Consider the following 23,426-nt stretch of genomic DNA (forward strand, 5'->3'; position numbering starts at 1 on the left):
TCGGGATCAGGCTACGCCGTCATCGGGCTTATTCTTTCGGCGCATCGAGTCGCCCTTTAGCGGAAGCTTGTGGGCCTGATGCACGAGGCGATCAAGAATGGCCGATAAGCTGATCGGCACGGCATTCAGCCGAGCGAAGGGCACGCAAGCCCGCCGTTACGCCGCAACATCAAAGGATGTTGCTCGTTTGATGGATGAAGCGACGATTGTCGATGATCTTGACACAGGTGACGAACGACCGGAACTGGCCGCCTGCCGCCCGACGCGATCGACCGGTTGAATCCGCCGCCGAACTCGGTCGTCGAAGGCGGCGGGCACTTGCCCGCGCAGTCCGCGCCGGAGGGGTTACATGTCAGTTTATATTGCCGGAGTCCCGGCACGCTCGCGCTGGAATGGTTGACTACGTATTCGGGGCGTTCGATCTTTTGATGCGGCGGAGTCAGGTGTGACGCTTCTGGTGCAACGGCGACGGGTTGATATCGGCAAGCGTCGATGCGCTCAATGGAGAGTTCGTTCTTCGACAGCAATCGGCCCAGATGGAATGCCCCCCCTCCCTTCGGGGATGCAGGGCCTAACCGGAACGCAGAGGCCCTCCAGAACCGACCGGCTGCCTGGTGCCTCCGAAATGTCGCGAAAGGAAAAGTGCCAACCAACCTCAACGATCTCTGCCGAGATACGCAGCGACCGCCCCTGTCAGCGCGAGCCCGCCCAATTCCTCCGGCGAGGCCAGATGCGCCGCGATAATCTCGCGATTATCAAGCCGCAGTTCGGGTACGCAATCGAGGTGCAGTTCGAAGAAATACACCTGGTCTCTGCGCCCGTCCCAGATGCCGCAGGCGCTGCCCGCAGGGACTAATGGGTGCGACGAGAGACCAATTTCCTCCTCCATTTCGCGCTGTGCCGCTGCAACAGGCGTCTCACCGGGCCGGATACTACCGCCAGGAAAATTCCACTCGGCCCGGTACGACGACTTTAGCAGCAGCAACGCGCGCCCGACGTAGATCGCGACCAACGCGCCCTCATGGCGAGGCCGTCGAAGGGTCCACCAGGCGCGCGCGAGCCGGAATCCGATGCGAAGCACCATTCGCCAGACAGCGTCGATAAGCATGGCCGATCGCGCTCGCTCAAGGCTCGGCATGAGGTCTCTCCTTACTTTCATGTTCAAAGATCTTCCGGGTCGTACGGGTTCGTGTCGCTCAGGTGATTTAGCGTCAGTCGCACCACTGCGTTGGAAACCATAGTTTGACCAGCGCCTGTCCGCGCGCGGGATAACGATTTGCCAACAACCATGTCGACTGACCGCTCATTGCCGAACGCCACCCAATACAATCGACCGCGCGGCCATCATTTCATACAGGATTCAGCACAGCACCGCCTCGATCAACCACTCACGCGCAATCTCCGTACATAGTGCCGGCCGCTGCAAGGTCGGAAAGTGGCCACAGCCTTCGATTGACTCAAAGCGAGCGTGCGGCATCAGATCGGCGATGCGCCGGCCGACATCGACGGGAACGAAGCGGTCCGCAGCGCCCCATACGAGCAGCGTCGGAACCTTGCTCGACGCAAGCGTCGGCCAATGATTCGAACGAGTCAACGTGGCGTCAGATTGCCGGGCGAATATGTCCGCCCCGCTATCGCGAGCCATGTGTACGAACGCAGCTCTTGAAACGACATCGTGGGCAGGGATCGCGCTCTCGGCAAATTCCGCGATGACGCGCTCATGCTCGCCCGAGCGAATTCGTTGGCTGGTCGCACGAACGGCGTCCGGATTCGGATGAACGCCCGGCTGACAGTTCATCAGCCAGAGTCCGCGGACGCGGTCCGGCGCCCTGGCAAGCACTTCCATCGCCAGGCATCCGCCATACGCGGTGCCGACGAGGATGAAGTCGCCACTTATCGACGCGAGGAGACTGTCGGCACTATCGGCGAATGTCGGATGCACCAATACCTGTACGGTCGGTGAAGCAAGATCCTTCAGCTTCTCGACCTGATCGGCATACATGCGTCCGTCACACGGCATGGCCGGCAGAAAAATCAGCGGTAGTGGCATTGGGATAGTGTTGATTTGCCTGCGGTGTGATCTTGTTCGCGGCTCCCGCACGACGGTACGACAGCAGCCCGGTTGCCGACCATTCTGCCAGGCTCGCCGATTGACGGAAAAGGGTTGCGGAATCAACGGATCGCTGCGACACGACGCGCACTCCCGCACGCCGGAATTGCGCGCCACGCTCCCCCCGCATGCCGCCCAGATCGCGGATCAACTCGCTCGCCGTGATCTCGTCGAGCAGCGCGAACGCCTCGGGGTCGCTCACGCGGCCCCAGCCCGCGCGCGTGCCGGCCTGCGCCCCGCCGAACGCCTGCTCGGGATACTCGTCGACCATGCCGACGATGATTCCTGTTGCACGGATTCGGATCGGGGCGGCATGCCGGTACACACCCTCGTGAACGATCCCGCCGCCGGCAACCTAGAACAGATGCCGCAAGCCGGCCATGATACCCAATTGAGTCGTACCGTACGCCGAACCCGGCGCATTCACGCCCTGGAACTGGGCGCCAACCAGGCCGCCCCGGTAGAGAGAGTAATCGACTTCGAGATACGTATCCGTCCGTTTCGACCAGTTGTAGTCCGCGAGCAGCTGAAATTGCGTCGCGTTGCCATCGGCCGGCCGGTTCTTTCCGGTCTGGACCGTGCGCCACACATTGGCAGAAAGACGAGCAGCATGGCCTACCGCCTGCGTCACCCCGCCGAAGAACATCTGCCGGGAGCTGAACGTATTGAATTTGATTGCGGTCAATTCCGGCGCACTGAACGGGCCGTTGGGGAAGTTGCCGACGAAGCCGGCGTCCTGCCGGTTCACTGCCCAGCCGGCAATGAGCGTCGTACTGTCGAACGTATATGAGCCGCCGGCGCCCCAGGACTTGAAGTGTGCGGAACCGTTCACGGCATCCCGTGAGTCGAGGTACGCGGCCCCAACGCGCAACGGTGCGTCCGGCAAATACAGCACCGACGCCCCGATCTGGCTCCCTGCGCCAAATGCGCCGGCATTGCCGCCAAACGCATACGACACCTCGACCGTCACGGCTTGCCATTGCGCCGCGTACTTGACCATGTTGCTCGTCCATACGCCCTGGGCCATCATCACTTCCGGCCGGAACTGGTAAAACGTCGGCAGCCAGGAATTCGTCACGAACGCGCGCATCACCACGTCGGAAAGCGGATTGAACTGCCGCCCCAATGTCAGCGTTCCGAAGCGGCTCGACTGCAGGCCGACGAATGCCGTGTTGAAGAACGGATAGGCGGGATCGTTGGCCCCCGAATTCGGAAAGAAGCGATCTTCCAGCTGGAACAGAACCTTCGTGCCGCCTCCGATGTCCTCGACGCCCCTGATGCCGAAGTGGCTCTCGCTCTCGCCGCTGGTGAGCCGGAACTGCGAATCGCCTGCCGGATTCGCATGCGTCGTATAGCGAATCCCTGCATCGACCAGCCCGTAGAGCGTGACCGACGACTGGGCTGCCGCCGAAACGGCGTACAACGCCGCCGTGGAGATCACGCCGGCCAACAGCCCGGCCTTGCCCGAACGCGAAACGCGCGGCACCCGCACGCGGGCGTGCCGTCGGTCAGGCAAGCGGGCCCGCAATGACGCTGCCCGTCCCGACTGACAAGGCATTGCCGTGCGGCAATTTTCCGCTCCATCACCCCGACTTCCGCATCTCCGAACGAACCCGCTGAACACTCTCCGAACCATCCTCATGCACAGACTCCGATCTTGTGATTATGTCGCACTGCGAATCGTCTAATTCACGTTTGCAATCTACACTTTTCTACCGCACACGCTCCCGAACCATTCCTTATGCGAAACCGCTGAAGAATCTGCACTTCGCGGCGGGCGGACAGCGGCGGATGCGATGCGATGCCTGAACATGGCGTCGCGGCGCTGCCCGCCTGGTACCTCGGCGGGCGAACGTGCCCGCCTCCGGCTCAAGGCTCCCGATGCCGCGTCTCGGCTTCCTGCAGCAGCCGCCAATGGATTTTCCCGCTTGCCGTACGGGGCAGGCTGTCGGCGAACCGGATCACGCGCGGAACCTTGTAGGACGCCATGCGCTCGCGCGCCCATGACACGATTTCCTCGTCCGTCGCATGCACCCCGTTGCGCAGCACGATGACAGCCTTGACCGACTCGCCTCTACGCGGATCGTGAGTCGCAATCACGCATGCCTCCTGGACGGCAGGATGCTCGAAGAGCATCGACTCGACCTCCGCAGGCCATATCTTGTAGCCGGACGCGTTGATCATGCGCTTCAGCCGGTCGACGACGAAGTAGTAGCCGTCCCGGTCGAAATAACCGAGATCTCCGGTCCGCAAATACCGCTTGCCGTCAATCGACACGAATGCGTCGCGCGTCGCTTCCGGCGCATTCCAGTACCCGCCGAATACTTGCGGCCCGCTCACCAGGATTTCACCCGTTTGTCCTTCGTCGAGCGGCCACAGCGTATCCGGATCGACGACGAGCGACTGCGTGTCGAAGACGGGAACACCCATGCACTGCGGCTTGCTGTGCTGCGGCGGATTGATGTGGGTCGCCGCCATCGTTTCGGTGAGGCCGTACCCTTCTACGTACGGGATGCCCCAGCGCGCCTGAATCCGCTGCGCAACGGCCTGCGGCATCGCGGCGCCGCCCCCGCTCAGGTACGTCATGGAACGCAGGTCGAATGCGTCGATGTCTGCCAGGTTCAGCAGGTCGATCACCATCGTGGGAACCGTGACCCACGTGCTCACCCGGTGGCGTTCGATCAGGTGTGCTGCGCATCTCGCATCCCAGCGGGTCATGATCACCATCGTCGCGCCGATGAAGATCGGCATGTTCATGCAGTTCTGCATGCCGGTGACATGGAACAGCGGCACCGAGCACAGCATCACGCTGTCGCTCGCAAGATTCGGCCATGCAGCGCACGAAACCGTCGAGTGCATCACGCTTCGATGGGTATGGATACACCCTTTGGGACGCCCGGTGGTGCCGGACGTGTACGGAATGACCGCCAGGTCTTCGGGCCCGGATTCGTGCGGACGCGGCATGCACTTGCGCGTCAATGCGTTGCGCCAGTCGGTGACGGCCACATGGCTGCCGCCCGACGCCGCATGCCGATGCGGCGCGACGCGAGTCAGCACGTCAGGCAGCGGCAGATCGGTCTGCTCGCGCAGATAGTCGACATAGCGTGCGCGGATGACATGGTGCAGGTGGCGGCCCGTCAGCGGCCGGACGTGTTCCATGAGTTCGTCGCCGACAAAGGCGACGCTGGCGCCGCTGTCTTCCAGTATGTGTTCCAGTTCCGCAGTCCGGTTCATCGGATTGACGGGCACGACGACCGCGTCGGCGCGCAGGATCGCATGGAAGGCCGTGACGAATTGCGGGCTGTTCTGCATGTACAGGACGACGCGGTCGCCCCGGGCGATGCCGCAGTGCTGCTGCAAAAAGCCGGCCATCGCGTCCACTTCCTGTCGCAATTGCCGATAGCTGACGACATTGCCGTAGTAAAGGATGGCCGGCTTTTCCGGATGGCGGTTTGCGCAGACGTCGAGATTGGCGTACAGCGATGTCGGCGGCACGGACACATGGCGCGGCATGCCGACTTCCTGACGCGATGAGGTTGGCGTCATGTCTACTCCAGGCATAGGACGATGAAATGCAGCGGGATCGCGTGGCGCGTCGACGCCGATCGCTTCCGTCGCGGACAACGCGGCCGTGACGGAAGACAGGATCGATCCAGGCGAAACGCGTTGCCGCATGCGGCCGCCGCGTCGAGCGCCAGGCAATCGCGGTTCAATGCGCTTGAAGCAGCTGGCGGCTCCACTGCCCGATTTCTTCAAGCGTCTCGGCCGTTTCCGGCAGGAACGGGAACAGCGTGAAGACGTGCACCGAGTCGTCCACCCGCTTCAGCGTCACGTCGACGCCTGCTGCCTGCGCCCGCTCCGCAAAGCGCGTCGTGTCGCTCTCCAGCACTTCCCCGCGCACAGCCGCCAGGAATACCGGCGGAAGGTCGGCAAGGTCCGCGAACAGCGGCGACACCATCGGATCCGTCGGCTCGTGGCCCTGGAAATACGACGCGACAAGATTGGAAAGCGTCTCGCGATTCGCGGCCGGGTCATTGCCTGAATTCGCCGTAACGGACGGGCCGCCGAGCGTCAGGTCGGTGAGCGGGCAGATCGCGATGACACCGCGCGGCAACGGCAAGCCCGCACGACGCAACGCCGCAGCCAGCGCCAGCGCGAGGCCGCCCCCGGACGATTCGCCGCTCAGAAACACCGTCGACGGATCGACACCCGAAGCGAGCAGGCCACGATACGCGCTGACTGCGTCATCGAACGCCGCCGGATACGGATGCTCGGGCGCAAGGCGATAGTCGACCGTGTAGCACGGGCCATTCAGCGCACGCGACAGGCGGCTTGCGTATTCGACCGAACTCTTCGCCGAGCCGAGTACATAGCCGCCGCCGTGGAAGTGCAGCACGGTGGCCTTGGCGGTAGCATTGCGCCCCGCGCCAGCGGCCACCACCCGCAACGCGCTCGTCCCGTACAGGTCGACGTCCGTCACGTCGGTGCCGGCCGCCACCGGAAACTGCTCCAGCAGGAACCGTTCGTAAGCCGCGCGTTGCCCGCGGTCGCCACGCGCGATGTCATCGGGCGCAAACACGCCCTTCCACAGATCGAACGCGCGCTGGCTCTCGGGGCGTGCCATACGCTTCCCTTCGCGCGCCGCGCTCAGGCCCACGACTTCGCCGGGCGGCAACTTGACCGCCTCGAGGATATCGTGCCCCCACGCGAACGACCACGAAGCCTCGGCCAGCGGATCGATACGGGAGAGCCCCTTCAGGCGTCCGTTACGTTGGCGTACCCGCGCTTCGTCGGGTTCGTGCGCCCAGTCGACGACAAATCGCGCGCCCGCCTGAATGCGCGTGGTACGCGGCTGGCGGCGCCGTTCATATTCCAGCAGCGCATCCCGGACGCCGGCCGGGCCGTGACGCTTCAGGCAGGTGGCGACGACCCATGCATCTTCGATGGCCTGGCAGGCGCCTTGCGCAAGATACGGCACCATCGCATGCGCGGCGTCGCCGAGGAGCGCGATCCGTCCGGTGCTCCACTGTGCGATCGGATCGCGGTGATACATGCCCGTGATGAACGCCGAGTCCACGGCTTCCAGCAACTTCCGGACGGTCGGCTCGCAACCGTCGAACGAGCGCCGCAGCTGCGCGACGTCCCCCGACTGGGTCCACGACTCGCGGCTCACCTCGGTTGCCGGCACCGACGCAAGAATGCTGTAGAGGTCCTTGCGAACCCAATACGAGACGATATTCCGGCCGACGCCGAACCAGTTGTTCCCCGCTACCGGCAGCTTCAGCCCGTCGAGCCGGTCTGCGGGAATCAGCGAGCGCCACATCAGGATGTTCGCGAACTGCTTCTCCTCGGGCCCCCTGAGCGCCGTCCGCACGGCGGAATGAATGCCGTCGGCGCCGATCACGGCGTCGCCGCGAATGACCTCGCCATTCTGCAGCGTGACAGTCGCGCCATCGTCGTCCTGCGAGATCGACGCGCATTCGGCCCCGAGGCGCACCACATCGCGCGGCAACGCCTTCGCGAGCAGGTCGATCAGGTCAGCGCGGTGCACGTTGTAGAGCAACGCGCCGTAACGCGCCTCCGCCTCCTTGCCGAGCGGGGCCACGTACAACAGGCGCCCTGTCGACAACTCGAGGTAGTCGAAACGCTCAGGCACAGTCGCAATCGCCGCCAATGCGGGTTCCAGCCCCAATTCGCGCAGCACGATCGTGCCGTTCGCCGCGATCTGGACGCCCGCCCCCACCTCCGTCAACTGCGGTGCACGCTCCAGTACAATCGGCTCGATTCCGTGGCGCAGCAGCGCCAGAGCCGTCGTGAGCCCACCAATACCGCCTCCGACAACGATCACCTTCATGCTAGTTTCTCCAACTGAGTTAGTTATCTCAGTGTAGTTAGTTAACCAGACACGGTAAAGTAATGAGCACATCAGGGAAAACCCTTCGGTCGGACGGGGCCGAGACCCGAACTCGTCTGAAAGAGGAAGCCCAACGACTTTTCGCGCTACGCGGATTGGACGGCGTGTCCGTGCAGGACATCATTTCTGCTGCCGGGCAGCGGAACAGCGCGTCGCTGCGCTATTACTTCGGGAACAAGCTCGAACTGGCGCGCGAGCTCGTCGTCGACGGCGCACGGCTGATCGACGAAGACCGGCAGGCGCGGCTCGACAAACTGGAGGCGGCGGGCGGGATCACCATGCGAGCGGTGCTGGGCGCGCTGATCTTTCCGATGCTCGATCTGGCGGAACGCACCGGTCATGCGACCTACATCCGGATGATCGCCAATCTGCAGCTCAACAACCGGGCGTTCCTGCGCGACGCGCTGGAAAACAAGTGGAATCTCGGCTATCAGCGCTGCAATGCGCACCTGCGAACGTTGCTGCCGCAACTTCCGCCGGCCATCGTGGATCACCGGCTGTCACTCGTCGGCATCTACGGCAACAGCGCGCTGGCGGCGTGGGAGGCGAGCCGGGACGACGGCGAAGCGGATCGGCTGTGGTCGCCGCACTATGCGATATCCAGCATGATCGATACGTTCGAGAGCGTGCTTTGCGCGGAGCCCTCGGGGGAAACGCGGTCGCTGCTGGGAGAATCCGACGGCGTGCGCTAAGCGTCTCGCCGCCGGTTATGCCGACGTCGGTTCGTCGCTACTTCGCGATATACATGCCCAACGTCGGACACGTCCCCTGCGTATTCGCGTCCGTCACGAGCGATGCTGCGCCCGGAAACTGCGCTGTCGCATTCGTCTTCACCGCGATCCACGCAATCGCCGACGCAGACACGACAAAGCAGATCGCCGCTGACGCACACGACGCGTGATCGCGAAGCGCCGCGGCATGCCGCGCTGCGTGATCGACGCGCTCGCGCAGGCGATTCCGCCGATGATCGGGCGATGACGGCCGAGGAGTCAGCCACGCGGACAATGGCCGCGTTCAGAGGTCCCGCGACAAAACCCACGGTGAATGAACGATGCCGGTGCGACGCATCGCGTACGCACCGGCATCGCCGCACCGCGCGCGTGCGCGGCGTGTTTCCGCGTCAAGCCGCGCCCAGCTCGACCAGCGGATGCGCAAACAATTTCCACGGCGACGTGAGGAAATACCGCACACGCTCCGCACGCAGCTCGACGAGCGACGCAGGCGCCCAGCGCGGCTTGCGATCCTTGTCGACGAGATGCGCGCGCACGCCTTCGCGGAAGTCGCCTTCTTCGATCGCGCGTGCGACGATCCCGAGCTCCATCCGGAACGATTCGGCGAGCGTCATCTGCCGCCCGCGCAGCAGCGCCTCGCGCGTCACCGCGAGCATCGTCGGCGAATGGCCGCGCAATGCGTCGAGCGTCGCCTGCAGCCATTGTCGATGCTCGCGCGACAGCTCGTCGCGCGCGAGATCCTGCGCGAGCGTCGCGACAATCCGCTCGACCGTCGAGCGCTTGTCGAAGTGCCGGACGATCCACGGCATCTGCGTATCGAGCGCCGCATGCGGCACCACATTGCACGGCGGCTCGAACACCTTGCGCAGCGCGGCCAATGCGTCGCCGTCCCATTTCACGTTCTCGATGCGCGTCTCGAACGTGTCGAGCCACGACGACGGCACGCACAGATCCGCAAGCTTCGCGGTGAGCGCATCGGCGCCGGACAGCATCGCACCCGTCAGGCCGACGTACAGCTCGAGCTCGACCGGCATGCGCGACAGGAAATGCGTCGCGCCGACGTCCGGCAGCAGGCCGATGCGCGTCTCCGGCATCGCGATCTTGCTCCGCTCGGTCGCGACGCGCAGCGCAGCGCCTTGCGCGAGCCCCATGCCGCCGCCCATCGTCACGCCGTCCATCAGCGCGACCACCGGCTTCGGGAACGTATGGATCGCGTAGTCGAGCCGGTATTCGTCGACGAAGAACGGCAGCCACGTGTCGCGCTGCGACGCCATCCGGTACAGCGCGCGCACGTCGCCGCCCGCGCAGAAGCCCTTCTCGCCCGCGCCGCGCAGCACGACGGCGACGATCTGGTCGTCATTGCGGCAGCGTTCGAGCAGCACGGCCAGCTCGCACACCATCCCGTGCGACAGCGCATTGAGCGCGGCCGGCCGGTTCAGCGTGATCAGCGCGACGCGGTTCAGCACGCGAAACAGCACTTCGGGCGCGGCGTCGGCAAATGCGTCGTGCGTGGTCATCGGCGTGCTCATCGGTCTTGCTCTCCATCGGGTTGCCATTGCGGTGCGCGCTTGCCGAGAAACGCGGCGACGCCTTCGCGCGGATCGTTCGTGTCGAACAGGTCGACGAAGCGCTCGCGCTCGACCGCGAGTGCCGCGCTGCGCGGCACGCCGTGTCGCGCGAGGCCGATCAGCTCCTTGCTGTACGCGACCGCGTGCGGGCTCTGCCGCACGACGTTGCGCGCAAGTGCGAGCGCCGCGTCGCGCGACGCGCCGCTTTCGACGACGTCCTCGACGAGGCCGATCCTGAGCGCGGTCGCCGCATCGACGCGCGTGCCGGCGAGGATGATCTTCTTCGCCCAGCCTTCGCCGACGAGCCACGGCAGCGTCTGCGTGCCGAGCCCGCACGGCAGCAGGCCGACCGACGGCTCGGGCAGCGCCATCTGCGCATGCGTCTCGGCGATCCGCAGGTCGCACGCGAGCGCGCATTCGAGCCCGCCGCCCATCGCATAGCCGTTGATCGCCGCGATCGTCACGAAGCGCGAATCGGACAGCGCCTCGAACGCCGCGCCGAAACGCGACGCCATCTCGCGCGCGACGGCGCGGTCGCCGTCGGCGAACGTGTTCAGGTCCGCGCCCGCGCTGAAGAACTTCGGGCCGTCGCCGGTGATCACGAGCGCCCGAACGCGCGGGTCGGCATCCAGTTCGGCGATGGTCCGCTGCAACTGCTGCAGGCCTTCGGGTGAGAATGCATTCGCGGGCGGACGCTTGAGCGTCGCGCACGCGATCGCGCCGTCGTCGACGTAGTCCAGTTCGATCATCACGCGTCCTTCTTCGTAGCCGGTTGATAGAGGCGGATCACCGCCGAGAAATCGAGCTGCCCGTCGCCGCGGCTGCTCATCGTCTGGTAAAGCTGCTGCGCGAGCGCGCCGAGATAGACGGGCTGACGCGCCTGCTTTGCCGCGTCGTTCGCGAGGCCGAGATCCTTCAGCATCAGGTCGGTGCCGAAGCCGCCCGTGTAGCCGCGCGACGACGGCGCGGTCTCGATCACGCCCGGATACGGGTTGTAAGTGTCGGAACTCCAGCAGCGGCCCGTCGACGTGTTGACGATGCCGGCCAGCACCTTCGGGTCGATGCCGAGGGCGACGCCGAGCGACATCGCTTCCGACACGGCCGCCATCGAGATGCCGAGCACGAGGTTGTTGCAGACCTTCGCGACCTGCCCCATCCCGGTCGCGCCGCAATGGACGATGTTCTTGCCCATCCCCGCGAGCACCGGCTTCACGCGCTCGAAATCCGCGTCGCTGCCGCCGACCATGAAGGTCAAGGTACCCGCCGCCGCGCCGCCCGTGCCGCCCGACACCGGCGCATCGACGAACGCGCCGCCGTGCTCGCGCACGAGCGCGCCGAACGCCTGCGCGCTCGCCGGGTCGATCGTGCTCGAATCGATCACCGTCGCGCCCGCGCCGAGCCCGGCCAGCACGCCGTTCTCGCCGGTCAGCACCGAGCGCACGTGCGGTGCGGCCGGCAGCATCGTGATCACGAACTCCGCGCCGGCCGCCGCATCGCGCGGCGAGCCGGCCACCTGCGCGCCCGCGTCCTGCAGCGCACGCAGCGCATCGGCGCTGAGGTCGAATGCATGCACTTCGTGGCCGGCCTTCAGCAGGTTCAGCGCCATCGGCGCGCCCATGTGGCCCAGGCCGATAAATCCGATCTTCATCGCAGCCTCCCTTTCACTGTCAGTGCAGACGGATCGTCGTGTTCACATGGCCGACCGTCGCGTCGTCGTCGAACCAGCGCGCGGTGACCGTCTTCGTCTGCGTGTAGAACTGCACGACCTGCTTGCCGTACGGGCCGAGATCGCCGAGCTTCGAACCGCGCGAGCCCGTGAAGCTGAAGAACGGCACCGGCACCGGGATCGGGATGTTGATGCCGACCTGGCCAACGTCGATCTCGCTCTGGAACTTGCGCGCGGCCGCGCCGCTCTGCGTGAACAGCCCCACGCCATTGCCGAATGGGTTCGCGTTGACGAGCGCGATCGCGTCGTCGAGCGAGTCCGCTTCGAGCACGACGAGCACCGGGCCGAAGATCTCATGCGTGTAGATCGACATGTCGGTCTTCACGCCCGAGAAGATCGTCGGGCCGACGAAGTTGCCGCTCTCGTAGCCGGGCACCGTCACGCCGCGGCCGTCGAGCTCGAGCTTCGCGCCTTCCTTCACGCCCGATTCGATCAGCGACAGGATGCGTTCCTTCGCGGCCTTCGACACGACCGGGCCGACGTCGGTGCCGGCTTCCGCACCTGCGTTCACCTTCAGCAGCTTCGCCTTCGCGACGAGATCGGGCAGCCAGTCGCGCGCGTCGCCGACCAGCACCGCGACCGACGTCGCCATGCAGCGCTGCCCTGCCGCGCCGAAGCCGGCGCCGACGAGTGCGTTGATCGTCTGCTCGCGGTTCGCGTCGGGCAGCACCACCGCGTGGTTCTTCGCGCCCATCATCGACTGCACGCGCTTGCCGTTCGCGCTGCCGAGCTGGTACACGTGCGTGCCGACCGCGGTCGAGCCGACGAACGAGATCGCCTTCACGAGCGGATGCGTGCAGATCGCGTCGACCACTTCCTTGCCGCCGTGCACGACGTTCAGCACGCCCTTCGGCACGCCGGCCTCGACCGCGAGCTCGACGAGCTCCATCGTCGACAGCGGGTCCTGCTCGGACGGCTTCAGCACGAACGTGTTGCCGCACACGATCGCCATCGGGAACATCCACAGCGGAATCATCGCGGGGAAGTTGAACGGCGTGATGCCCGCGCACACGCCGAGCGGCTGGCGCAGCGTGTAGGTGTCGACGCCGCCCGCGACGTTCTCCGCGAACTCGCCGAGCTGCAGTGTGCCGACCGAGCACGCATGCTCGACGACTTCGAGGCCGCGGAAGATGTCGCCTTCGGCGTCCGGCAGCGTCTTGCCCTGCTCGGCGGTCAGCGTCTTCGCGATCCGCTGCAGGTTCGTGCGCACGAGATCCTGGAACTTCAGCATGATGCGCATGCGCGCGGCGATCGGCGTGTTCTTCCACGACGCAAACGCCGCCTGCGCGGCCTGCACGGCCGCGTCGACTTCGGCGACGGTCGCGAACGGCACGCGCGCGAGTACCTGCTGCGTGGCCGGATTGATGATGGCGCGCCACTCGTGCGTCTTCGATTCGACAAATTCGCCGTCGATCAGCAGCTTGACCGTCGGCGCGTCTTGCCCCGTCTGGGGCGTCGGATTCGCGTTCATCGTTTTGCTCTCCTTGGGAGTGCCGCCGCGCGACGTCGCGCGCAGGCGGCCGGTTCGATGCAGTTGTGGAGGACCGGTCGCGGACGGCCGGTCGTCCGCGACCGGTTGCGAGCGCTGCGCCGTGTCAGCACGGCACACGCGGCCCGCGGTCAGGTCATTTCAGTTCAGCAGCAAAATCCTCTTCCCAGTATTCGCCGGGCATCCGTGCGCTCGTGTCGTCGCCGCGCTCGATCTCGCGCCGGCGCAACTCGACGCGGCGGATCTTGCCGGAGATCGTCTTCGGCAGGTCCGCGAACTGCAGGCGACGGATGCGCTTGTACGGCGCGAGCTTCTCGCGCGAGAAGCGGAAGATCTCGAGCGCGAGCGCCGGGCTCTCCTCGTAGCCCTGGCGCAGCGTGATGAAGGTCTTCGGCACCGCGAGCCGCACGGGGTCCGGGCTCGGCACGACGGCCGCCTCGGCGATCGCCGGATGCTCGATCAGCACGCTTTCGAGTTCGAACGGGCTCAGCCGGTAGTCGGACGACTTGAACACGTCGTCCGCGCGGCCGATGTAGACGAAGTAGCCGTCGTCGCGGCGCATCGCGATGTCCGATGTGCGGTAGTGGCCATCGCGCATCGCGTGCGCGGTTGCTTCGGGGTTGTTCGCATAGCCTTTCATCAGGCCGACCGGACGCGTGACGTCCGGGCCGACCGGCAGCGCGACTTCGCCTTCGCTCACTGGCGTGCCGTCCGGGTCGAGCAGTTCGATCGTGTAGCCGGGCAGCGGGCGGCCCATCGACCCGGCCACGACCGGCTGGCCCGGCGAATTGCCGATCAGGCAGGTCGTCTCGGTCTGGCCGTAGCCGTCGCGGATCGTGATGCCCCACGCCTTCTTCACGCGCTCGATGATCTCGGGGTTCAGCGGCTCGCCCGCGCCGACGATCTCGCGCAGCTTCACGTCGAACGACGCGAGCGGCTGCTGCACGAGCATCCGCCACACGGTCGGCGGCGCGCACAGCGTCGTCACCTGGTATTTGACGATCGCGTCGAGCACGACCTTCGGCTCGAAGCGCGCGTAATTGAACGCGAACACGCACGCCTGCGCATTCCACGGCGCGTAGAAGCAGCTCCACGCGTGCTTTGCCCAGCCGGGCGAACTGATGTTCCAGTGGATGTCGCCCGGCTGCAGGCCGACCCAGTACATCGTCGACAGGCTGCCGATGGGATAGGTGCGATGCGTATGCTCGACGAGCTTCGGCTTCGACGTCGTGCCGGACGTGAAGTACAGCAGCATCGGATCGCTCGCGTGCGTGACGGCATCCGGCGTGAATGCAGCCGGCGCCGCGTAGCCGTCGTTCATCGCGAGCCAGCCGTCGCGCGGCGCGCCGGCGACGATCCTCTGCGCGAGGCCGAGGTCCGGCTGCTCGAATTTCGCGGTTTCGTTGTCGTCGACGATCGCGTATTTCGCGCCGCCGATCTGCACGCGGTCGCGCACGTCGTCGGCGGACAGCTGCGTCGTCGCTGGCAGCACGACCGCGCCGAGCTTCATCGCGGCGAGCATCGCGTCCCACAGCTCGACGCGGTTCGGCAGCATCAGCAGGATCCGGTCGCCGCGCGTGACGCCGATGCCGCGCAACCAGTTCGCGATCCGCGACGAGCGCTCGGACATCTGCGCAAACGAATACGGGTCGCCCGTGCCGGTCGCCGCATCGACGATCCACAGCGCGGGCTTGTCGTTGCCGCGCGCCATCACGTCGAAGTAATCGAGCGCCCAGTTGAACGTGTCGAGCACCGGCCACTGGAAATCGCGGTATGCGGTTTCGTAGTCGGTGCGGTGGCGCAGCAGAAAGTCGCGTGCGTCCAGGAATGCCTGTACCGTCATCGTGTCGTCTCCTGTCTCCTGTCGACCGGAGTTAGCGCTTTAGCGCTTGCTCCGGTCCCATGCTTCGCTGTCTCCGTTCGATCGGAGCGGATGCTTTGGCGCTCATGCCGGCGCGTTGCAAGACCGTCGGCCGAACCCGGTGCTTCCGCCCCGGGTTCGGCCCCTTGCAAAGCGTTCGGCGCTCGAGTGCCCGCTCCGCTCCCACGTCGCGCGGCGCACGGTCACGTCGTTGCGTGCCGCGTTCACCGCGATACCCTCGTGCCATTGCGGACCGGCGTGGCGGCCGCTGTCGTGAAGATCGTCGCGGCTCAAAGCTGCCGCGCGATCACCATCCGTTGCACTTCGCTGGTTCCCTCGTAGATCTGCGTGATGCGCGCGTCGCGGTAATGACGCTCGACTTCGTAATCGGCGAGATAGCCGTAGCCGCCGTGGATCTGGATCGCATCCGAGCACACGCGCTCCGCCATCTCCGACGCGAACAGCTTCGCCTGCGACGCTTCCGACAGGCACGGCAGGCCGGCCGTGCGCAGCTTCGCCGCGTGATGCACGAGCAGGCGCGCGGCGTTGATCTGCGTCGCCATGTCCGCGAGCTTCTGCTGGATCGCCTGATGCTCGGCGAGCGGCTTGCCGAACTGCACGCGCTCGCCCGCATAGCGGCGCGCCTTGTCGAACGCGGCGCGCGCAATGCCGAGCGCCTGCGCGGCAATGCCGATCCGGCCGCCTTCGAGGTTCGACAGCGCGATCTTCAGCCCTTCGCCGCGGTTGCCAAGCAGGTTCTCCTCGGGAATCGCGCAGTTCTCGAACGTGATCGGGCACGTGTCGGACGCCTTGATGCCCATCTTCTTCTCGGGCTTGCCGACGATGAAGCCCGGCGTGTCGGTCGGCACGAGGAACGCGGAGATGCCGCGCTTGCCGGCGTCCGGATCCGTGATGGCAAAAACGATCGCGATGCCGGCGCGCTGGCCATTGGTCACGAACTGCTTCGCGCCGTTCAGCACCCATTTGCCGTCGCGCAGTTCCGCGCGGGTGCGCAGGTTGTGCGCTTCGGAGCCGGCCTGCGGCTCGGTCAGGCAGAACGCGCCGATCGTGCGGCCGGCCGCCATGTCGGCGAGCCAGCGCTCCTTCTGAGCGGGCGTGCCGAAACCGAGTATCGGCCCGCAGCCGACCGAGTTGTGCACGCTCATCATCGTCGCGCACGCGGCGTCGCCGGCGGCGACCTCCTCCATCGCGAGCGCGTACGCGACGTAGTCCGTATACGAACCGCCGAGCTCCTGCGGCACGATCATCCCGAGCAGCCCCAGCTCGCCGAGCTGCGCGACGACCTCGTCCGGCAGGTGCGCGTCGCGGTCCCACTGCGCGGCATTCGGCGCCAGCACGTCAGTGGCAAAAGCGCGCGCGGCGTCGCGGATCATCCGCTGGTCTTCGGTGTAAAGCTCGTCCATGGCGCTGCTGTCTCCCGGCGGCCGCGCGTGGCCCGGCCGCAATGTGTTTGGATGAAACAAGTGTAGGCAAGCGTGCGCCACTGTTCGATGCTCGCCCCGCTCAATTACACTGAGCGTTTTTGCCATAACGGCGCCGTCGATGAAGCAGGAAGAAAAGGGAACCATCGCAATCAGCCTCGTCGCGTACAGCGTCGCGCTCGCGACGCGGCGCGGCGTCGCCGCCGAGCCGCTGCTCGCGCAGGCCGGCATCGCGCCGGCGCTGCTCGACCAGCCGCGCGCGCGGGTGTCCGCGCAGCAGTACGGCGCGCTGTGGAACGCGATCGCGCGCACGCTCGACGACGAGTTCTTCGGCCAGGACCGCCACCCGATGCGAAGCGGCAGCTTCATCGCGATGAGCCAGGCGGCGCTCACCGCACGCGACGGCCTGCATGCGATGGCGCGCGCGGTGAACTTCATGCACTGCGTGCTCGACGACCTGCACGCGGAACTCGACGCGAATCCGCAGCGCGTGCGGCTGCGCTTCGTGCACCGCAACAACGGCCCGGCGCCCGCGATGTTCACGTACGCGACCTATTTCATCATCGTGTACGGCCTCACCTGCTGGCTGATCGGCCGGCGCATCCCGCTGCTGCACGCGAGTTTCCGCTGCGACACGCCGCCCGCCGAGCACGAATACCCGTCGATGTTCTGCGACGACATGCGCTTCAACCAGCCCGATTCGTATGTCGATTTCGATCCCGAATTCGCGGCGCTGCCGGTCGTGCAGAACGCGAAGACGCTGAAGACGTTCCAGCGCAATGCGCCGGCCAGCTTCATCGTCAAGTACCGCAACCCGAACGCGCTCGCGCAGCGCGTGCGCGCGGTGCTGCGCGGGATGCCGCCCGCCGCGTGGCCGGGCGCGTCGGAGATGGCCGTGCGGCTGCACGTGGCCGAGGCGACGCTGCGCCGCAAGCTGCACCAGGAAGGCCACGCGTACCAGTCGATCAAGGACGCACTGCGGCGTGACCTCGCGTTCGAGGCGCTCGCCGATCCGTCGCGCACGATCGCCGATGTCGCCGCGGCGGCCGGCTTCGCGGAGCCGAGCGCTTTCTACCGCGCGTTTCGCAAGTGGAGCGGACGCAGCCCGGCCGAGTTTCGCGACGAGGCGCTGGGGCGCACGGCAGGGGCGCGATGATTTGGCGGGTTCGGCGGGTTCGGCAGCTTTGGTGGCTTCAGCGACCTTGCTGACATCGGCCACGCCACCGCCCCGGCAACGCCCGCCATCGCGCCTTCTGCAGAAACCGCAGAATCCGCAGAAACCGCCTACTCTTTAAACATCGGGCCAGCGCCCTTCCTGCGGGCCGGACGGCGTGCGGCCGCGCGCCGCCCGGACGTCCCGATGCGCTTTCAACATCATTGGCATCTGCCGACGCATGACGCGTCGGGGCGCCACCTTCCCCACCCGCTGTCGGCGCGGGTCGCGCGCGCCGCGCTGTTCGCGGCGCTGCTTGTCGTGTGCGCGGCCGTCGCCGTGCCGCCGCCCGCCTCGACCTCACTGGCCGGCCATCCGCCCGTCATCGTGATGTCGGTCAACGGCGCGATCGGGCCGGCCAGCGCCGATTTCATCGTCCGCGGGCTCGGCCGCGCGGCGCGCGAACGTGCGCCGCTCGCGATCCTGCAGCTCGACACGCCCGGCGGCCTCGATACGTCGATGCGGCAGATCATCAAGGCGATCCTCGGCTCGCCGGTGCCGGTCGCCGCGTTCGTCGCGCCGAGCGGCGCGCGCGCGGCGAGCGCGGGCACCTATATCGTGTACGCGAGCCACATCGCGGCGATGGCGCCGGGCACCAATCTCGGCGCGGCGTCGCCCGTCCAGTTCGGCATTGGCGGCGCGCCCGGGGGCAACCCGCCGTCGCCGACCGGCGCGTCGCCTGCGTCGGGCGCGTCGGGTGCATCGGCCGTCTCGGCCGCGTTGCCGACCGACACGCAATCGACCGAGATCCGCAAGGCGATGCAGGACGCCTCCGCGTACATCCGCGGCCTCGCGCAGCTGCGCGGCCGCAACGCCGAATGGGGCGAGCGCGCGGTGCGCGAGGCGGTCAGCCTGTCCGCAACCGAAGCGCGCGCGCAGCACGTCGTCGACCTGATCGCGCAGGACCCGGCCGACCTCGCGCGCCAGCTCGACGGACGCACCGTGACGACGTCCACCGGCGTGCAGCGACTCGCGACCGCGCATGCGCCGCTCGTCGCCGTCGAGCCCGACTGGCGCAACCGCTTCCTGTCGATCATCGCGGATCCGAATGTCGCGCTGATCCTGCTGACGCTCGGCATCTACGGCCTCTTCTTCGAATTCGCGAACCCCGGCTTCGTGCTGCCGGGCCTCGTGGGCACGATCTGCCTGCTGATCGGCCTGTTCGCGATGCAACTGTTGCCGGTCAACTACGCGGGCCTCGGGCTCGTGCTGCTCGGGCTCGCGTGCCTCGTCGCCGAGGCGTTCCTGCCGACCTTTGGCGTGCTCGGCTTCGGCGGCATCGTGTCGTTCACGATCGGCGCGCTAATGCTGATCGATACCGACGTGCCCGGCTACGGCATCCCGTGGCCGCTGATCGCGGGCCTCGCGCTCGGCGGCGGCCTGCTCGTCGCGGGCGTATCGAGCCTCGCGCTGCGCGCGCGGCACCGCCCGGTCGTCACCGGCGGCGAAGCGATGGTCGGCAGCATCGGCGAAGTGCTCGACGACGGCCTCGTGCCCGACCAGCCGCACACCGCCGCCGGTCCGGCGCCGTCCGCCGCCGGCTGGGCGCGGGTGCACGGCGAGCGCTGGCGGGTCGCCAGCAACGCGCCGCTCGCGGCGGGCTGCCGGGTGCGCGTCACGGGCCGCCAGGGGCTGATGCTCACGGTTGCGCCGCTCTACGACAAGCCGCCCGCTCAGCGCGGCACCGCAACAAGCGCTGAAGCGCCAGCTCCGGTCGACTCCCGCGTGGGCAGGACCGGCGTAAGCGCTAATGCGCACACTCCGATCAACAAAGGAGAACAACCATGATCGGCTACACGTTCGGCTTCAGCAGCCTTCTGATCGTTTTCGCGGTGCTGCTTGTTGCATCGTCGATCCGCATCTTCCGCGAATACGAGCGCGGCGTCGTGTTCATGCTCGGCCGCTTCTGGAAGGTCAAGGGACCCGGGCTCGTGCTGATCATCCCGATCGTCCAGCAGGTCGTGCGGATCGACCTGCGCACCGTCGTGTTCGACGTGCCCGCGCAGGACGTGATCACGCGCGACAACGTGTCGGTGAAGGTGAATGCGGTCGTGTATTTCCGCGTCGTCGATCCGGAGAAGGCCGTGATCCAGGTCGCGCGCTTCTTCGACGCGACGAGCCAGCTCGCGCAGACGACGCTGCGTTCGGTGCTCGGCAAGCACGAGCTGGACGCGCTGCTCGCCGAGCGCGAGCAGTTGAACGCCGACATCCAGAAGACGCTCGACGCGCAGACCGACGCATGGGGCATCAAGGTGTCGACGGTCGAGATCAAGCACGTCGACCTGAACGAGACGATGGTCCGCGCGATCGCGCGGCAGGCGGAAGCCGAACGCGAGCGGCGCGCGAAGGTGATCCACGCGGAAGGCGAGCTGCAGGCGTCCGAGAAGCTGCTGCAGGCCGCGCAGCGGCTCGCGCTGCAGCCACAGGCGATGCAGCTGCGCTACCTGCAGACGCTGACGACGATCGCAGCCGACAAGAACTCGACGATCGTGTTTCCGCTGCCGGTCGAGCTGCTGAGTTCCTTGCTCGAGCGCTTCGGGCCGCCGCGCGAGCGGTGAGCCTGACGTTTCCCGGCCCGCGCGACGCGGCGGCTGATCCCGACGGATGCGAGGGCCAGCGCGGCCCCGCACCCGTCACCCGTCACCCGTCACCCGTCACGCGTCACGCATCACGCATCAGGCATCAGGCATCAGGCATCACGCCAGCAGCTTGCGCTCCGTCTTGCCGTACTTGATCGACTTCTCGTCGGGAATCATCAGCCCCGTGTGCTCGTCGCGGCCCTGCAGCAGGAAGCGCGCGTTCGGGTTACCGATCTGCTCGGCCGCGAGCTTGCTGTCCGCGCCGATCTCGCCCTTCTTCATCCGATTGACGATCACGCCGGCCGCGGTGTCCTTGAAGTCGCGCAGCATCCACGCGTCACCGTCGCTGTCGCCGAACACCAGCAGCGGACCGTAACCCTTCTTCGACACGAGCACGTTGCGGATGCCGACCGTCTTGCCCGGGCCGTAGTTGAAGTGCCAGCCTTCCGGGTAGCGGCTGACGTACTTGCCGTCCTGCATGTCGAGGCGCAGGCCGATCACGTTCTCCGGCGGCACGCCGTAGCCGTAGTTCGGATTGCCGGCGAACACGCGCACGACATCGTCGAGCGATGCGGTGCTCACGTACACGTCGATGCCGTTCGCGCGCAGCGTGTGCATCACCGCGCGGATTTCCTCATGAATGCGGATGCCGTGGAAGTGCGTGTCGGCGACCACGCCGGCCATGCCCGGCAGCGTCTTCGGGCTTTCGTAGCGGACCTTGCGCAGCGCGTCGCCGATCGCGTAGTTGTTCGACGCTTCCGCCATCGCCTGCAGCTCGGCGGTCGTCATGTTCCTGTAGAAGTAGATGATCCACTTGTAGCCGATCTCGAGCGGATGCGTATCGCAGATCGCGTCGTACATGAAGTACAGCTTCGCGCGGAAATCCTTGAACTGGTCGGTCTCGCGAATCTCGTCGAGGCTCTTGTCGCCGCCGAAGCCCTTGTAGTTCGCGTAGAGCCAGCGATAGTCGGATTCCACATCGGCGGCGAGGTCCTCCATCGTCACCGGCTTGCCGTCCACCGTCGTGTAATCCTTCACGAACGCACCCTTCGGCACGTCCTTCCACATCACGCCGACGAATTCGTCCGGCGTCAGCTTGTACTGCAGATGGTCGATCTGGTACATCAGCAACGCCTCTTCGCAGTCGTTCATGATGCACGTGTTGTCCCAGTCGAATACCGCGTACGGGCGGCGCTTCGCGTCATAGCGCGGGCTCCCGACACCATGCTGGTCGAGCACCGCCTGCAGGCGCGCGGCGTTGAATGGCGACCAGCGGCCCGGGTCGAGCGCGTCCGGCGAAGCGGCGTTCTTTGCGTCGGCCGTGCCGGCCTTGAGCATCAACGACGTCGCGGCGGTCGCCGCGGCAAGGGTGTTCATGAAGGTGCGGCGCTGCATGGTCTCTCTCCGTGGATATGACGATTTGGCTTCGGTCGCTACCTCGCGTGACGCGCGGCGTGCATCGCAGCGCTCCAGCGGTTCATCGGCGCTGCGAAGCCGGGGCGACTCCGAAATGGCGGCGAATGATCTGACGAAATTATTTCGGCAATTTGACAGCGTCACGCCGTGATGCGACGCCAAATTGATCCGGAACGACAGCGCGACATCCCGAGCCGCCCCGGACGAGCGCCAGCCGGGAATCTAGAGCTTTGACTCCATTTCCCCGCTTCATTAGGAAAACCCCTCATCTCCGCCCACTGACGCGTCTCACTGAACCGTCTATTATTGTTACATTACTCAATGGCACATTAAGCGCTGATCGAACAACCCTGGGGCGGCAACGCCTGGCGGGTGCATTCCGGATCAGCAACGACAACTTTGCATGGGACCGAACCCACGGCGAAAGCGCCGGGTTCGGTCGACATCCGAAACAGGAGACGACGCATCATGGCCGACCATCCGCTGCCGGAGATCCATACCGAAGAGCTGCCGCAGTTCCGCGCGGTCCAGCGGCTCGCGTACCGCTGCGTGGAAACGGTCGGCGGCATGCTGTACCCCGGTATCACCGAGAAGGAAGCCGCGCGGCTCCTGACCGAATGGCTGCAGGACCACGGCGTGCGCGACTGGCTGCACAAGCCGTTCGCGTGGTTCGGCGACCGCACCGCGTTCGACGGCTTCTCCGGCCTCAAGCACATGGCCGGCTTCAACCTCGCGTTCTTCCCGAGCAACCGCCAGCTCGAAACCGACATGCCGGTGATCCTCGACGTCGCGCCGGTACTCGACGGCATCGTCGCCGACGTCGGCTACGCGCACTGCCTCGGCGAGAACCCGATCCTCGAGCAGTTGCAGGACGACCTGATGGACCACCGCGAGCTGATCGTGCGGCTCGTCAGGGAACGCCGGCCGATGGCCGAAGTCGCGCAGGAAGTCGACGCGCTGTGCCGCCACCAGGGCGTCGAGCCGCGCCACAAGGCGTATCCGTTCAAGGTGCTCGCGCACCGCGTCGCGAAGATCCACAAGCTGTCGACGCCGCGCTTCGTCGCCCGCTTCGGGCTGAACGCGACCCGCAACCTGCTGCTCGACCAGGGCCGCGCGGCCAGGCAGCAGGGCTGGTCGCCGCTGTGGTCGATCGACCGCCGTTCCGAGCACGCGCCGGTGCCGGGCCTGTGGGCCGTGGAGCCGCACCTGGGCTTCGCGGGCGTCGGCGCGAAGTTCGAGGAGCTGCTCGTGATCACCGACGACGACGCGTACTGGCTCGACGACGACCTGCCGCACGTGCGCCGCTGGCAACGCCGCCAGGCCGAGCGCGCAAACGCAAACGCGAACGCGGTCGCGACCGTGCCGGCCGCAGCCTGA

19 protein-coding genes and 2 pseudogenes are annotated in these 23,426 nt (G+C 66.6%); 6 read left to right on the forward strand and 15 right to left on the reverse strand.

All coding sequences use genetic code 11. The features are described from left to right. Positions 1–6: 6 nt before the first annotated feature. Positions 7–117, reverse strand: a pseudogene (locus ACV22Z_RS03170) (ATP-binding protein); the annotation flags it as partial. Here ACV22Z_RS03170 and ACV22Z_RS03175 point away from each other — a divergent pair. Further along, positions 98–280 carry a hypothetical protein gene (locus ACV22Z_RS03175; RefSeq protein ID WP_448074850.1) on the forward strand — a complete coding sequence of 61 codons (183 nt, stop codon included), beginning with the start codon at positions 98–100 and terminating at the stop codon, positions 278–280. The pseudogene ACV22Z_RS03170 and the gene ACV22Z_RS03175 sit on opposite strands and share 20 nt — an antisense overlap. 375 nt (positions 281–655) lie before the next feature. Here ACV22Z_RS03175 and ACV22Z_RS03180 read toward each other — a convergent pair whose 3' ends face one another. The 6 genes from ACV22Z_RS03180 to ACV22Z_RS03205 all read right to left on the reverse strand — a co-directional run bounded on the left by ACV22Z_RS03180 (position 656) and on the right by ACV22Z_RS03205 (position 7,964). Then, positions 656–1,138, reverse strand: a complete 483-nt coding sequence (locus tag ACV22Z_RS03180) for an NUDIX domain-containing protein (protein ID WP_448074851.1) — start codon at positions 1,136–1,138, stop codon at positions 656–658. A 222-nt stretch (positions 1,139–1,360) separates the two neighbouring features. Further along, positions 1,361–2,002 (reverse strand): alpha/beta fold hydrolase, encoded by a 642-nt coding sequence (locus ACV22Z_RS03185; RefSeq protein ID WP_448074852.1) that lies wholly within the window; start codon positions 2,000–2,002, stop codon positions 1,361–1,363. A gap of 7 nt (positions 2,003–2,009) precedes the next feature. Further along, on the reverse strand, positions 2,010–2,381 hold the full coding sequence (locus tag ACV22Z_RS03190) for a hypothetical protein (protein ID WP_448074853.1): 372 nt from the start codon (positions 2,379–2,381) through the stop codon (positions 2,010–2,012). A gap of 84 nt (positions 2,382–2,465) precedes the next feature. Further along, positions 2,466–3,596, reverse strand: a complete 1,131-nt coding sequence (locus tag ACV22Z_RS03195) for a porin (protein WP_448075155.1) — start codon at positions 3,594–3,596, stop codon at positions 2,466–2,468. A gap of 383 nt (positions 3,597–3,979) precedes the next feature. After that, the gene (locus ACV22Z_RS03200; protein WP_448074854.1) at positions 3,980–5,656 is read right to left on the reverse strand and encodes a long-chain-fatty-acid--CoA ligase; all 1,677 of its coding nucleotides are present in this window, start codon (positions 5,654–5,656) and stop codon (positions 3,980–3,982) included. A gap of 163 nt (positions 5,657–5,819) precedes the next feature. After that, positions 5,820–7,964 carry an alpha/beta hydrolase fold domain-containing protein gene (locus ACV22Z_RS03205; RefSeq protein ID WP_448074855.1) on the reverse strand — a complete coding sequence of 715 codons (2,145 nt, stop codon included), beginning with the start codon at positions 7,962–7,964 and terminating at the stop codon, positions 5,820–5,822. Between the two features lie 62 nt (positions 7,965–8,026). Between ACV22Z_RS03205 and ACV22Z_RS03210 the strand changes: the two genes are divergently transcribed. Next, positions 8,027–8,716, forward strand: coding sequence for a TetR/AcrR family transcriptional regulator (locus tag ACV22Z_RS03210; RefSeq protein WP_448074856.1), 690 nt, complete (start codon positions 8,027–8,029; stop codon positions 8,714–8,716). Between the two features lie 37 nt (positions 8,717–8,753). Here the strand turns inward: ACV22Z_RS03210 and ACV22Z_RS03215 are convergent. From ACV22Z_RS03215 to ACV22Z_RS03245, 7 genes and pseudogenes are all read right to left on the reverse strand, one after another. Next, positions 8,754–8,888: pseudogene (locus ACV22Z_RS03215) on the reverse strand (ribonuclease T2); the annotation flags it as partial. A gap of 256 nt (positions 8,889–9,144) precedes the next feature. Further along, complete coding sequence (locus ACV22Z_RS03220) at positions 9,145–10,284, reverse strand: enoyl-CoA hydratase/isomerase family protein (RefSeq protein ID WP_448074857.1); 1,140 nt, start codon at positions 10,282–10,284, stop codon at positions 9,145–9,147. After that, the gene (locus tag ACV22Z_RS03225; protein ID WP_448075156.1) at positions 10,281–11,072 is read right to left on the reverse strand and encodes an enoyl-CoA hydratase; all 792 of its coding nucleotides are present in this window, start codon (positions 11,070–11,072) and stop codon (positions 10,281–10,283) included. The genes ACV22Z_RS03220 and ACV22Z_RS03225 overlap by 4 nt, the downstream gene beginning before the upstream one ends. After that, the gene (gene mmsB / locus ACV22Z_RS03230; RefSeq protein WP_448074858.1) at positions 11,072–11,971 is read right to left on the reverse strand and encodes a 3-hydroxyisobutyrate dehydrogenase; all 900 of its coding nucleotides are present in this window, start codon (positions 11,969–11,971) and stop codon (positions 11,072–11,074) included. Before mmsB ends, ACV22Z_RS03225 begins: the two co-directional genes overlap by 1 nt. Positions 11,972–11,990: 19 nt before the next feature. Continuing rightward, positions 11,991–13,520, reverse strand: a complete 1,530-nt coding sequence (locus ACV22Z_RS03235) for a CoA-acylating methylmalonate-semialdehyde dehydrogenase (protein WP_448074859.1) — start codon at positions 13,518–13,520, stop codon at positions 11,991–11,993. Positions 13,521–13,674: 154 nt separating this feature from the next. After that, positions 13,675–15,381, reverse strand: a complete 1,707-nt coding sequence (locus ACV22Z_RS03240; protein WP_448074860.1) for an AMP-binding protein — start codon at positions 15,379–15,381, stop codon at positions 13,675–13,677. A 308-nt stretch (positions 15,382–15,689) separates the two neighbouring features. Then, on the reverse strand, positions 15,690–16,823 hold the full coding sequence (locus ACV22Z_RS03245; protein ID WP_448074861.1) for an acyl-CoA dehydrogenase family protein: 1,134 nt from the start codon (positions 16,821–16,823) through the stop codon (positions 15,690–15,692). Positions 16,824–16,962: 139 nt separating this feature from the next. On the opposite strand from ACV22Z_RS03245, the gene ACV22Z_RS03250 reads away from it, so the two are divergent. The 3 genes from ACV22Z_RS03250 to ACV22Z_RS03260 all read left to right on the forward strand — a co-directional run bounded on the left by ACV22Z_RS03250 (position 16,963) and on the right by ACV22Z_RS03260 (position 20,612). Further along, on the forward strand, positions 16,963–17,997 hold the full coding sequence (locus ACV22Z_RS03250; protein WP_448074862.1) for an AraC family transcriptional regulator ligand-binding domain-containing protein: 1,035 nt from the start codon (positions 16,963–16,965) through the stop codon (positions 17,995–17,997). 204 nt (positions 17,998–18,201) lie between these two features. Continuing rightward, complete coding sequence (locus ACV22Z_RS03255) at positions 18,202–19,842, forward strand: NfeD family protein (RefSeq protein WP_448074863.1); 1,641 nt, start codon at positions 18,202–18,204, stop codon at positions 19,840–19,842. Beyond that, complete coding sequence (locus tag ACV22Z_RS03260; RefSeq protein ID WP_059996945.1) at positions 19,839–20,612, forward strand: slipin family protein; 774 nt, start codon at positions 19,839–19,841, stop codon at positions 20,610–20,612. The genes ACV22Z_RS03255 and ACV22Z_RS03260 overlap by 4 nt, the downstream gene beginning before the upstream one ends. Positions 20,613–20,750: 138 nt before the next feature. Here ACV22Z_RS03260 and ACV22Z_RS03265 read toward each other — a convergent pair whose 3' ends face one another. Beyond that, positions 20,751–22,028: a haloacid dehalogenase-like hydrolase gene (locus tag ACV22Z_RS03265; protein ID WP_448074864.1), complete on the reverse strand. Its 1,278-nt coding sequence runs from the start codon at positions 22,026–22,028 to the stop codon at positions 20,751–20,753. Between the two features lie 489 nt (positions 22,029–22,517). Between ACV22Z_RS03265 and ACV22Z_RS03270 the strand changes: the two genes are divergently transcribed. Continuing rightward, a complete protein-coding gene (locus tag ACV22Z_RS03270) occupies positions 22,518–23,426 on the forward strand; it encodes a M24 family metallopeptidase (protein ID WP_448074865.1) in 909 nt (302 codons plus the stop codon).

It is taken from the genome of Burkholderia sp. PU8-34 (assembly GCF_053427725.1).